General features: G+C 66.7%; 13 protein-coding genes and 2 pseudogenes. 3 read left to right on the forward strand and 12 right to left on the reverse strand.

Translation table 11 applies throughout. From position 1 onward, the window contains the following. Positions 1-3: 3 nt before the first annotated feature. Both ilvA and Q1V87_RS11920 read right to left on the reverse strand, forming a co-directional pair. Entirely contained in the window at positions 4-1230 is a 1227-nt protein-coding gene (ilvA, locus tag Q1V87_RS11915) for a threonine ammonia-lyase (protein ID WP_300593051.1), read from the reverse strand. After that, the gene (locus tag Q1V87_RS11920) at positions 1227-2420 is read right to left on the reverse strand and encodes an AI-2E family transporter (protein ID WP_300593053.1); all 1194 of its coding nucleotides are present in this window, start codon (positions 2418-2420) and stop codon (positions 1227-1229) included. The genes ilvA and Q1V87_RS11920 overlap by 4 nt, the downstream gene beginning before the upstream one ends. Before the next feature lie 62 nt (positions 2421-2482). Here Q1V87_RS11920 and Q1V87_RS11925 point away from each other — a divergent pair, with 62 nt between their 5' ends. Beyond that, positions 2483-3394: a hypothetical protein gene (locus tag Q1V87_RS11925; RefSeq protein ID WP_300593056.1), complete on the forward strand. Its 912-nt coding sequence runs from the start codon at positions 2483-2485 to the stop codon at positions 3392-3394. Positions 3395-3418: 24 nt separating this feature from the next. Here Q1V87_RS11925 and Q1V87_RS11930 read toward each other — a convergent pair whose 3' ends face one another. The 5 genes from Q1V87_RS11930 to Q1V87_RS11950 form a co-directional block, all read right to left on the reverse strand. Continuing rightward, positions 3419-4312 (reverse strand): M48 family metalloprotease, encoded by an 894-nt coding sequence (locus tag Q1V87_RS11930; protein ID WP_300593059.1) that lies wholly within the window; start codon positions 4310-4312, stop codon positions 3419-3421. Between the two features lie 17 nt (positions 4313-4329). After that, the gene (locus tag Q1V87_RS11935) at positions 4330-4899 is read right to left on the reverse strand and encodes a LemA family protein (RefSeq protein WP_300593062.1); all 570 of its coding nucleotides are present in this window, start codon (positions 4897-4899) and stop codon (positions 4330-4332) included. A 66-nt stretch (positions 4900-4965) separates the two neighbouring features. Next, the gene (locus Q1V87_RS11940; RefSeq protein WP_300593065.1) at positions 4966-6279 is read right to left on the reverse strand and encodes a D-arabinono-1,4-lactone oxidase; all 1314 of its coding nucleotides are present in this window, start codon (positions 6277-6279) and stop codon (positions 4966-4968) included. Continuing rightward, on the reverse strand, positions 6276-7505 hold the full coding sequence (locus tag Q1V87_RS11945; protein WP_300593068.1) for an alanine racemase: 1230 nt from the start codon (positions 7503-7505) through the stop codon (positions 6276-6278). Before Q1V87_RS11945 ends, Q1V87_RS11940 begins: the two co-directional genes overlap by 4 nt. Positions 7506-7617: 112 nt before the next feature. Continuing rightward, the gene (locus Q1V87_RS11950; protein ID WP_300593071.1) at positions 7618-8970 is read right to left on the reverse strand and encodes an HNH endonuclease signature motif containing protein; all 1353 of its coding nucleotides are present in this window, start codon (positions 8968-8970) and stop codon (positions 7618-7620) included. Between the two features lie 72 nt (positions 8971-9042). On the opposite strand from Q1V87_RS11950, the gene Q1V87_RS11955 reads away from it, so the two are divergent. Next, on the forward strand, positions 9043-9504 hold the full coding sequence (locus Q1V87_RS11955; protein ID WP_300593073.1) for a GNAT family N-acetyltransferase: 462 nt from the start codon (positions 9043-9045) through the stop codon (positions 9502-9504). Here Q1V87_RS11955 and Q1V87_RS11960 read toward each other — a convergent pair. The 5 genes and pseudogenes from Q1V87_RS11960 to Q1V87_RS11980 form a co-directional block, all read right to left on the reverse strand. Continuing rightward, positions 9488-10168 carry a response regulator transcription factor gene (locus tag Q1V87_RS11960; protein ID WP_300593076.1) on the reverse strand — a complete coding sequence of 227 codons (681 nt, stop codon included), beginning with the start codon at positions 10166-10168 and terminating at the stop codon, positions 9488-9490. The two genes, Q1V87_RS11955 and Q1V87_RS11960, sit on opposite strands and share 17 nt — an antisense overlap. After that, positions 10165-11265, reverse strand: a pseudogene (locus tag Q1V87_RS11965) (ATP-binding protein); the annotation flags it as partial. The gene Q1V87_RS11960 and the pseudogene Q1V87_RS11965, both read right to left, overlap by 4 nt. Then, positions 11258-11482 (reverse strand): annotated as a pseudogene (locus Q1V87_RS11970) (potassium-transporting ATPase subunit KdpA); the annotation flags it as partial. The pseudogenes Q1V87_RS11965 and Q1V87_RS11970, both read right to left, overlap by 8 nt. A gap of 1 nt (position 11483) precedes the next feature. After that, positions 11484-11573 (reverse strand): K(+)-transporting ATPase subunit F, encoded by a 90-nt coding sequence (kdpF, locus tag Q1V87_RS11975; RefSeq protein ID WP_300593079.1) that lies wholly within the window; start codon positions 11571-11573, stop codon positions 11484-11486. After that, complete coding sequence (locus Q1V87_RS11980) at positions 11570-11707, reverse strand: hypothetical protein (RefSeq protein ID WP_300593082.1); 138 nt, start codon at positions 11705-11707, stop codon at positions 11570-11572. Before Q1V87_RS11980 ends, kdpF begins: the two co-directional genes overlap by 4 nt. 51 nt (positions 11708-11758) lie before the next feature. Here Q1V87_RS11980 and Q1V87_RS11985 point away from each other — a divergent pair. Further along, positions 11759-11943: hypothetical protein (locus tag Q1V87_RS11985; RefSeq protein ID WP_300593085.1), on the forward strand; the 185-nt coding region annotated here is incomplete at its 3' end.

The following is an 11943-nucleotide window of genomic DNA, read 5'->3' on the forward strand; positions in this document are numbered from 1 at the left end:
GCATCAGTCCGCGTCGACGTGGACGACGAACCCGGCGTTCTCGAGCGTCGCGATGACGTGCGCCTTGTGTTCTTCGCCGCGCGTCTCGACACTCAACTGCAGGATCACCTCGCTGATCTGAAGACCCTGCCCATGACGGGTGTGCAGGACTTCAATCACGTTGGCGCCCGCAAGCGCAAGCAATTCTGAGACCCGCGCCAGCTGTCCGGGGCGATCCGGCAAGGGGATGCGCATCGTCATGTAGCGACCGGATGCCGACAGTCCGTGTGCGACGACGCGCTGCAGCAGCAGCGGGTCGATGTTGCCACCCGACAGGACGCACGCGGTCGGCCCGTGAGCTGTGACTTTGCCAGCGAGGATGGCCGCAACACCGACGGCCCCAGCAGGCTCGACGACCTGCTTCGCGCGCTCGAGCAACACCAGCAGTGCCCGCGCGATGTCGTCCTCGGACACCGTGACGACCTCATCCACCAGCTCGCTGATGATCTCAAAGGGCAGATCTCCCGGCCGTGCAACGGCGATTCCGTCGGCGATCGTCGCCCGAGTGGCAACCTCCAAGGGCCGTCCGGCTGCAAGCGACGCCGGGTAGGCTGCGGAGTTTTCGGCTTGGACGCCGATGACGCGCACCGTGCGGCCGACTGCCGCGGCGCGCGCCTTCACCGCGGCGGCGACACCCGACAGCAATCCCCCGCCGCCGATCCCGATGATGACGGTATCGAGGTCGGGCATGTCATCCATCAGTTCGAGGCCGAGGGTGCCCTGCCCGGTGATGATGTCCCCGTGGTCGAAGGGGTGAATCAGCACGGCGCCGGTGCGCTCCGCGAACTCCGCCGCCAGGCGAAGCGGCGTCTCGACGGTGGCACCCTCGAGGATGACGTCAGCGCCATAGCCGCGCGTAGCAAGGAGCTTCGGGACGGGCACCCCGAGCGGCATGAAGATCGTCGCCGGGATTCCGAGTTCACGGGCAGCAAGCGCAACCCCCTGTGCGTGGTTTCCTGCCGATGCAGCAACGACACCGCGCGCGCGCTCATCTTCCGTCAGCCGCGACAGCCGGTACGCGGCACCGCGGATCTTGAACGAACCGGTGCGCTGCAGGTTTTCGAGCTTGAGTGCGACGGGGACGCCGAGCAGGTCGGTCAGGTGCAGGGACTCGTCCATCGGTGTGCGCCGGATGACGCCCGAAAGAGTTGCTGCAGCATCCTCGATCTCGGCCAGGGTGGGGATGCTCACTTGCTGATTCTCCTCGGGCGGGGAACTGTCGACCAAATCAGGTCGGGGGCGTCGAGTTTCGCACCGGGCTCCCATGCCCGGTCGCCGAGGTAGACCGCCACGACGTTGATGAACGCGGCGAGCGGCACGGCAAAGAGCGCTCCCGGGATTCCGGCTATCAGCGCGCCACCGGCGACCACCAGGACGACGGCGAGCGGATGCACCTTGACGGCGGATCCCATGAGGAGCGGCTGGAGAACGTGGCCCTCCAGCTGCTGGACGCCGAGCACGACCACCAGCATCCACAGCGCGATCCAGGGTCCGTTGTAGACGAGGGCCAAGAAAACGGCGAGCGCGCCGGTGACGACGGCACCGACGATGGGGATGAAGGAACCAAGGAACACGAGCACCGCGATGGGAATCGCGAGCGGAACGCCGAGCAGGAAAGCCCCCAGACCGATTCCGATCGCGTCGATCGTCGCGACGAGCAACTGGGTCCGCGCATAGTTGGCGACGGTCACCCAACCGGCACGGCCTGCCCCATCGACAGCGGGCCGCGCAGCGCGCGGGAACAGCCGGGTGGTCCAGCGCCAGATCCCTGCCCCGTCGGCGAGGAGCGTAAGGAGGATGAAGATCGTCAGCAGCGCGCCCGTTGCGACGTGGCCGACGGTGGTGCCGATCGCCAGCGCACCCGACCACAGGAGCTCGGCCTGCTGTTGGATGAAGGTCCAGGCCTGCGCGAGCAGGTCGTCGATCTGGGTCGCGGTCAGGTGGAGCGGACCGTCGATCAGATACTGCCGGAACTGCTGGACTGCCTCGATCGTACGCAACTGTACCGACGACCACTCCCGCGTGATCTGCCAGATCGCAAGCCACAGCAAGCCGGTGACGACGGCTGCCGTGCCGAGGACGGTGATGGCGATGGCGAGCCATCGCGGGAAGCGCAGGCGCAGCATCCCCGTGAACGCGGGCCAGACCAGCGCCGTGATCAGGATCGCGATCAGCAACGGAATGACCAGCAACTTGAGCTGAATGACGAGCCAGATCCCGACACCGATCGCCGCGGCAATGACCAGGAAGCGCCACGCGTACGCGGCGGCAAGCTGGAAGCCTGAGGGGATGCCGCGCGTTTGCTGCATCGTGACGATCCGTCGCCGGTCCCGGATCGCGTCGAAGAACGACCCCGTGGGCTTGTCGTCGGACGTGCTCATCCATTCAGTCTAGAACTGGCACATGCCGCGAACCGGATGTGCTGGCGCGCTAGCGTGGGGGTGTGAAACGTGGCCCCCTGATCGCCGTCGTTGCGGCGGGAGTCGTGCTTCTGGCAGTCGCCGGACTTGTGCTGTGGCTTCTCCAACGCCCGCCGGGACCGCAGGCAGTCGCCGAGGATTACCTCCGTGCCCTGGCCGGCGGCGACGCCGAGACGGCGTTGGATCTCGTCGCCTCCGACAGCCTCGATCCGTCGATGATCGAAGCCGCGTTCGCGGGGGCTACTGCCACGATCTCGGATGCCGAGGTCACAGGCGTCATCGAGGATGGCGAGACTGCCACCGCGTCGATTACCTACACCCTCGATTCGACCTCCGGCTCGGGTGAGCTGATGCTTCAGCAGACTCCCACCGGCTGGAAAGTCGCCCCGGACGGGCTGGGTACGGTGACGATCACGTCGGCCCTCGGTGATGCCGCCGCGATCGGCACAGCGGTGTTCGGGGTGAACGAACCCGTCGTGTTGCTGCCCGCGCTCTACCAGATCGACGCCGCTCCGGTCGGCATCCTGACCGGAGCGCTGACCGTCGCCGTGGCACCTGGCTCGGCCGCGACAGCAGCACTGCAGCCGCAGCTCTCGGACACCGCGCTCGAGACGGCATCCGCACAGGTGCAGGCATACGTCGACGCATGCACCGCTCCTGCCGATGCGGTGCCCGAGAACTGCGGCATCCGGGTTCCCTGGGCCGCAGACCTCGCCACACTGACCTCGCTCTCTTTCCGCGTCGAGACGGCGCCGACGCTCGCCTTTGCCGAGGACCTGTCGAGCTTTGCCGCCACCGGCGGGGTCCTCGTCGCGACGGCATCCGGCACGACCCGGGACGGATCGGCGGGGACGTTCACCTATCGCACCGACGATTGGTCGCTGCGCGGAGGCATGGCCTTCACCGGCAACCAACTCGTTCTGTCGGTCGACTGACCGACCCAGCTGCCAGCGGTGATCTCAGAACTGCCCGCCCATCGTGTGCAAGCGTTCAATGCGGTCTGGGATCGGCGGGTGGGTTGCGAACAGGCGCGACATGCCCTTGGCGCTGAGTGGGTTGGCAAACCACAGGTGGGCCATCGACGTGTTCTCGCGGCTGAGCGGTTGCGCGTGCTGCTCGAGCTTGGCGAGCGCCGAGGCGAGGCCGTCCGGGTCGCGGGTCGTGAGCGCGCCGGTTGCGTCGGCGAGGTACTCGCGTTGACGCGAGATCGCGGCCTGGACCGCACCGGCGAGAAGCGGTGCGACGATCGCTGCGACGATGCCGAAGATGAGGAAGAACAGCTGCGCTTGGCCGTTGTTGCCCCCTGAGCGGCGTAGACCACCGAAGAACGCCATCCGCATCAGGATGTCGGCCAGCAGCCCCACCGCCACGACGAGGCCGAACACGATGAGCGACACCCGGATGTCGTAGTTGCGGATGTGGCCGAGCTCGTGTGACAGCACGCCCTCAAGTTCGCGGTCGGTCATGATCTCGAACAGGCCCGTCGTCACGGTGATCGCAGCCTGTTCGGGTTTGCGGCCGGTGGCGAAGGCGTTCGGCGCGGCATCCTCGACGACGTACAGGCGGGGCATCGGCGTGCCGGTCGTGATGCACAGGTTCTCGACGAGCCGGTAGTAGCGGGGCGCCTCCTCGCGGGACACAGGGATGGCGCCGGCCATCGCAAGCGCCTCACGGTCGGCCGCGAAGTACTGCACGGTGGCGTAGCCGACGGCGAAGATCAGCACGAAAGCCGTCACCCACCAGTTGTTGCCCATGAGCCATCCGGCGAGCAGCCCGATGGCTCCCAGGCCCACGACGAACAGGACGAGGATGAACCAGGTGTTGCGCTTGTTCCGCGCGATGGCGCTGTACATGCGACCTCAGGGGTCGATCAGAACTGAATGCGCGGCGGCTCGGAGATCGCTGCCCCGTCGACGACCTCGAAGAACTCCCGCTCAGTAAAACCGAGATTCTTCGCGAAGAGGTTGTTCGGGAAGACCTTGATCTTGGTGTTCAACTCGCGAACGCCACCGTTGTAGAAGCGGCGGGATGCCTGAATCTTGTCTTCGGTGTCGACCAGCGCCTGCTGCAACTGCAGGAAGTTCGTGCTGGCCTGCAGCTGGGGGTAGGCCTCAGCGACGGCGAACAGCGACTTGAGAGCTTGCTGCACGTGACCTTCGGCGACACCAGCTTCTGCGGGCCCGGATGCGGAAAGGGTCTCGGCTCGCGCCTGGGTGACGTTCTCGAACACCGCTCGCTCATGGGCCGCGTAGCCCTTGACGGTCTCGATCAGCCCCGGAATCAGGTCAGCTCGTCGCTTGAGCTGGACGGTGATGTCACTCCACGCCTCATCGACACGCACGTTCAGCTGCACAAGCGAGTTGTATGTCGCCCACAGATAGATACCGACGATGACGACGAGCGCCACGACGATCAGAACCGGGATCAGCCACTCCCACATGGCCCCCATCCTAGGGGACTCGGCTGCCCGCTGACTGTGAGTGCGTCGGGTGCCGCCACCACGGGATCAGGCGCCGAGGACCCGTTCCAGGTAGGTGTTCTGGAACGCGCGACGCGGGTCCAGCCGATTCCGCAACGACACGAAGTCATCGAACCGGGGGTACCGCTCACGCAGCCTGTCGGCATCCAGCGTGTGCATCTTGCCCCAGTGTGGTCTTCCGCCGTGGGCGAGCATGATCTGCTCGACGGCGGTGAAGTACTCCGTCGGGTCTTCACGCCAGTATCGGTGGACGGCGATGTAGCCCGAGTCGCGGTCGTGCGCTGTCGAGAGCCACCGATCATCGGCGGCGGCGAAACGCACTTCCACCGGGAAGGAGATTCGCCATCCGCGAGCACGAATGAGCGCCCGCATCTCGTCGAATGCCGGACGCACGGCAGCCGCCGGCAGCGCATACTCCATCTCGCGGAAACGTACGGTGCGGCTCTGGGTGAAGACCCGGTTGGACCGGTCGGTGTAGTCGCGGTTGCCGGTGAGCTTAACTGCGAGCCGAGAGAACGGGGGCACGACGGCGGGGACGCGCGCACCGACACCGCACACTGCGCGATAGACACCGTTCGCGAGGAGTGTCTCATCGACCCACTTCCCCACCACAGGCAGGGGCTTGCGGACGGCTGATTCGGGCAGACGCGTGTTGCACTTGGTCAGTGCGACATCCGTGTGGGGGAACCAGTAGTACTCGAAATGGTCGGTGCTCGCGACCCGATCATCGAGCGTGTCGAGCACGTCCAGGAGAGGCTCGGGGCGCTCCGTTGCTTCGAGCACGAAGGCAGGAACGCATTGGACCGTGATATCGACCAGGATGCCGAGCGCGCCAAGGCCCAGGGCGACAGCGGGGAGGAGGTCGGAGTTCTCGGTGTCGCTCACCCGCAGGATGTCGCCGGTTCCCGTGACGAGTGTGACGCCGACGATCTGCGTGGATATCCCGCCGAAGGCCGCGCCGGTTCCGTGTGTCCCTGTCGAGATAGCACCGGCAATGGTCTGCCGGTCGATGTCTCCGAGGTTCTGCATCGCCAGTCCGTGCGGCGCGAGAAGCCCCGGGATCTGGTGCAGTCGCGTTCCGGCACGCAGAGTGACGCGACGGCGTTCGTGATCGATGGAAACGAGACCTGAGAGATCGGTGAGATCGAGCAGGACGTCGGGTGCGATAGCGATTCCTGTGAAGCTGTGCCCGGCGCCCACCGCCTTGATGCGTCGGCCGCGGGTGATGGCAGCCTGCACCGAGCGCTGGACGGCATCCGGGGATGCCGGGAACTCGACGCTCTGCGGTCGTACCCGCGCCGAGCGTGCCCAGTTCTGCCAGGTACCACCGGGTCGTGTCACAGGAACGCCTTCCCTTCGCCGCGATACGTCGGTGCTTCGCCGACGACGGTGTCATCGTCCACGAGCAGATAGTGATCCACGCGCTCGGCGAGCTCCCCGCTCTTGGCATGCCGGAACCACACCCGATCCCCGACGCTCAAGCTTCGAGCAGCTTCGCCCTGCAACGGGGTCTGTACCTCCCCCGCTCCTTCGCGAGGCAGCGTTCGAAGGCCCGCGGGCCACACCGGCTTCGGTTGACGCGACGCGACGGGCGGGCCTGACGCGATCCATCCGCCGCCCAGCACCGTCGCGATGTCGGAAGTGGGCTTGCGGACAACCTCAAGGGAGAAGGCTGCAGCCGGCTGAGGAGCGAAGGCGCGGTATCCGTCGAAGAGGTGGCCGGCGAACAGGCCGCTTCCCGCCGTCACTTCCGTAACAGCCTGGTCGGATGCCGTGAACTCCAATGATCCGGTTCCACCGCCGTTGACGAACTCGAGGGGGGCGATCGGGCGGAGGGCGGCGACGATCGCCTGACGTCGCTCCAGAAGTTCGGCGGACGATCGCTGCTGCATCCATCGAATGAGGCCATCACCAGAACCGGTAGCATCGCCCTGGCCCGCAATCTGCGCCTCGTACATCATGAGTCCGACGAGTCGGAAACCGTCGCGTCGGGTGATGGCCCGCGCGAGGCTCGCCACCTCCCCCGGTTCGTGCACGGGCGAGCGGCGCACGCCGATATGGCCGAGCGCGGGGGCGCGCCACGATGCGTCGGCATCGATCGCGAGGCGGATCGTCGGCCTTGCACTCGGCGGTACGACGGCGTCAACGACGTCGAGCTGGGCGAGATCGTCGACCATGAGGGTGACGCGCGTGCATGCCTCCTCGCTCTGGGCGAGGGCGAGGATCGCCGCGCGGTCAACGGTCGGATACCCGAGCACGACGTCGTCGTGCGTCTCGGCGAGCCAGAGCGCTTCGGGCAGCGTGAAAGCGAGAATCCCGGCATAGCCGGGGAGCGCGAGGGTCGCGTCGATGGCTTCCCGCACACGAATGGACTTGCTCGCGACGCGGATCGGGACGCCCGCCGCGCGCACCGCCATGTCGAGTGCGTTGTGCCGGAGGGCCCCGAGGTGCAGGGTCGCCACGGGACCGGAAACGTCGGCTATCGCATCCGTTTGTCTGCGCCAATAGGTGGCGGCGTCGGGAGCCGGTTGTTTCGCATCCGCCATGGACTGAGCAAGCGACACCATGACGGCACTCTACTGGCCGAACGCGAGCTCACCGGTACGGCGTGCACGGATCACCTCGCCGAGCTCGCGCCGCGGACCCAGCACATCTATCGTTGCCTGCTCCAAGGCATGTTCAGGCGGCGTTGGGGTAGAAGGTGGGGAGGTGTCGTTCAGGTTTCACGACATACCGGCGGCCGTGTGGGGATACCCATTCCAACGACCCGTCGTCGAGGTGGGTGATCACCCACCCGCCGTGATGCTTTACCGTGTGGTGGCCTTGGCACAACGGTGCCGTGTTCGTCACGGACGTTTCACCGCCGTCGGCCCACGCGACCGAATGATCGATCTGACACTGCGAGGCAGGTTTCCCGCATCCCGGGCCCATGCACCTGTCAGCCCGCCACGTCACCAGTCTCGCCATCTCCGGCGGTGGCCGATACCTCGTGCGCCCAACCGAGACCACGGCCCCGGTCTCCGGGTGGGTCAGAACCCGCATCCACCCCGACGCGTTACCGGCCAGCTCCCGGGCCGTCTCGATCGGGATCGGACCAACCCCCTCCACCTCCGCCGGATCGGTCACCCCCTCAACACCCAGCAGCGCCAGGGCGGGGACGGTGACGACCACGGTCGCGCGGATCCCCCGAGCCTGCTCCGGGTGCTGGGCCACAGTCCCGTCGATGAGGAGATCGCAGAACACGTCAGCACGAATCTCATCCAACGACCGCTCCCCCGAACCATCGGGCGAACCGCCCCGGGTCGAACCGCGGTCGTGGTCACGGATCACCACCGCCTGCTGGGTGACACGCCCGTAGATCGCATGGGCTTCCACCGACGGAACCAGAGCGTGCACCCACGACATCGAATCCCCCGCAGGCTCCACCAGGATCCGACGCCCCCGCACCGCCACCTGGTGACGCTCGGTCAACGTGGGGGCGGTTTCCCGGTCGATCAGGCGGCGTAGCGCCCGCCGGAACGACCCCACCGGCAACGACTCCGCCAACCCCAACGCCCGCCCCACCAACCGTCCCGCAACATCAGGGCCCAACACGTCGAGGTCATCGACAAGGATCTCCGCGTGCCGAACGGTCACCCGCGACCGAGACAACGACTCCAACACCGCCGGGTACGAGTGCACAAGCGACTCGGCGCGAGCGAGCATCATTCCTGCCGCGTTCTCCGTCACCCGCAGAGCCGACGCGAGCTCCAGCCGCAGGGACCGCATCACCAGCTCCCGGGATCCACCCCCGTACCGGGTGACGTCATCGAGGGCCTCCAGGCGCAGGTCATCGACCCGAGCGAACCGCTGCGCAGCGAACACCGCCTCAAGATCAGCAGCCTCAAGCACAAGAGCGACAGCATCCGGACGCGGTGGAACCCAGCCGGCCACCTCAGCATCCCACTCCCGCACATCCCCCTCATGCACGAACCCGTCAGCATCCGGAACCCCGGGCCACCGCCCCGAATCACCCGCACCGACTGCTTCCATACCCCGACACTACGAGGGGCCTCCGACATTCACACCCCGAGCTTCACGAGCCACGAGTGATTGACTTGGCGAGTGGACCTGAGCCCGTGCCTCGCTCGTGATATCGCGGATCTGACGACGTTTCTGGCCACAGCAGACCTTACGATCAGCGGCATCGAGGAACCGGGAGTACGAATCTGGGTCGAGCGAGACGACTCGGGAGAAATGGTCGGAAGCACGGGTTACGAGCTCAGCGGAGATGGTGATCACGCGCTCATTCGGAGTGTTGCCGTAGCGACTCCTGTTCGCGCCCGCGGCCGCGGAAACGCCCTCGCACGGTTCGCTCTCGCTCGGGCAGCCGAGGGAGGCGCGACACGTGCGTGGCTATTCAGCCGGCGCTCTGGCCCGTTCTGGCAGCAGTTGGGTTTTGAACCTGCCAACAGATACGAGCTTGCAGAGTCGCTAGCGAACACCCATCAGGTTCGGTTCTTCCAGCAGACCGGACAACTGCACAACGAACGGGCGTGGTCGCGGGCGATCAAGCCTCAAGGTTGAGTCGGTAGCCCATCCCTGATTCGGTCAGCAGGTGGACCGGATGGCTGGGGTCGACCTCCAACTTCTTACGCAACTGCGAGATGTAGAGACGCAGGTACCCGGTGTCCGTCACCTGCTCGGTGCCCCAGAGGGTCTTTAGCAGCGTCTGCCGCGTCACCAGAGTGCCGGGGTTGCGGGCGAGGAACTCCAGCATCCGCCACTCGGTCGGAGTGAGATGAACACGGGCGCCGCGTCGCCGAACACTCTTGGCTAACAGATCGACCTCGACGTCCCCGAAGCGCACCACGGATTCTCCCGTCGGCGCCGATGAGGACCGCCGTGTCAGTGCACGCAGACGTGCGAGGAGCTCATCGATCTGGAACGGTTTGGTGACGTAGTCATCTGCGCCGGCATCCAGCGCCTCGACCTTGTCGCCGGAACCCGAACGTCCTGACACCACGATGATCGGCACCTCGCTCCAGCCTCGAATGGCGTGGATGACCCCGACCCCGTCGAGGTGCGGCATCCCGAGATCGAGCATGATCACGTCGGGGTATTCCTTGGCGGCGAGCGCGATCGTCGTCGGTCCGTCGGGGGCCGCCACGACGTCGTAACCGTGCGCCGCGAGCGTGATGCGCACGGCCCGCACAAGTTGCGGGTCGTCGTCTGCGACCAGAACCTTCATGACGCCACGCCCGTCCGCTCGTCGGCAGCCGCATCGTCATCCTCGGCCACAGGTGCAGTGCCAAGCTCCACCACCATCGTCAGGCCACCGCCCGGAGTATCCTCGGCCGTCAATGTCCCGCGCATACCCTCGGTGAAACCGCGGGAGAGCGCAAGCCCCAGCCCGAGCCCCGTCGTGTTGTCGGTGTCGCCCAGCCGCTGGAACGGCGTGAACATGTCGGATCGACGATCCGTCGAGATGCCAGGACCACGGTCGATGACCCGCACCTGAACGCGATCACCGAGAACGCTGGTCGTCACTCTCACCGCGGTACCGACCGGCGAGTGACGCTGTGCATTGGAGAGCAGGTTGACCACGACACGCTGCAGCAACACGGGGTCGGCGAGCACATTCGGCACCCCCACGTCCAGAGCAAGCTCCACCGCGCTCGGACCCAAACCGAGTTCGTCGAGCGAAGCAAGCACGACGTCTCCGACATCCGTCGACGTCAGCGAGACGGCGAGTGCTCCGGCCTCGATCCGACTGACATCGAGCAAGTCGGTGAGAAGCCGCGAGAGGGTGTCGAGGCTCTCGACTGCTGTGTCCAGCAGATCCGCGCGGTCCTGCTCACCGAGCGCGGCCCCCGCGGCGCGAAGCCCGCCGACAGCGGCAAGCGCGGCGGCGAGCGGGCGACGAAGGTCATGGCTCACCGCCGAGAGGAGGGCGCTGCGGACCTGATCGGCTTCAGCAAGGATGTCGGCTGCCCGGGCGGTCTCCTGAAGTGCTGTCTGCTCGAGCGCGGCGTCGAGCTGGGCGACCACAACACCCAACAAGCGCCGCTCCGATGCGTCAAGATCGCCGCCGTGAAGTTCCAACGTCGCGCGCTCGCCGATGGGTACGTCGCTGTGTCGCCCGTTCGGCAGCGGCTCGCCGTCGGTTGCGAGCACCTCGCCCGATTCGCCGACGAGGCGGGCGCCGGACATTCCGAACGACTCGCGCGCACGAGCAACGAGGGCCGGAACGGCGCCCTGACCACGCAGCACCGAGCCCGCGACAGTTCCAATGAGCTCGGCTTCGGCGGTGGCGCGCCGGGCATGACGCGCCGCACGAGCCGACCGCAGAGAAGACGAGAACGCCCCGCGCGTAGGCCTGCCATGTCTGCTCAGAGCGCGAATCGTCTCCGATCAGCCGGTATACGCCTCGTTCGACGCGCCAGTCCTTCGTCGACGCGTAGGTACGGGCTATCCAGTCGCCCAGGGGGCGGTGGAGCAAGGCGAGGATCAGCAGCACGGTGCAGATCTGAAGGATGCCTGCCCAGATCGTCGAAGCATCCACGTCAGAACCTCTCCGGGTTCAGCAGCGCAACGATGAGATAGACGAGCGCAGCCACCGCGAGCGTGACGGCAAGCACAGAGAACACGATCATCGGCGCTCACCTGCGACCGGCAGGGAGGGAGAAGGGTCCGAAGACGGCCGGATCAGCCGCTCGACCCCCTTTGCGATCAGGCCGACGAGCGCGAACAGGGCGAGCGTAGCGGCCACGGAAATGACGTCGAGCACGGGGAACTCCCGGGGTTGCTGTTACGCCGTCGGATGACGGGCGCTGAACAGATGCAACCTCTTCCCCGCAGCGGGGTCGACGATCCTCACGGAATCCATACGGTCACGACCCGCATGCTCACGGATCCTCGACGATGCTCCGCGCCGCGCGGAGCCTCCGGCGGCGTGGGCCCGAGTGTGACTCTCGCCCACCAAAGCGACGAGGCACGCCGCCGCGCTGCGCGCGGCACCGTGCC

This window comes from Microbacterium sp. (assembly GCF_030149085.1).
Lineage (GTDB): Bacteria > Actinomycetota > Actinomycetes > Actinomycetales > Microbacteriaceae > Microbacterium.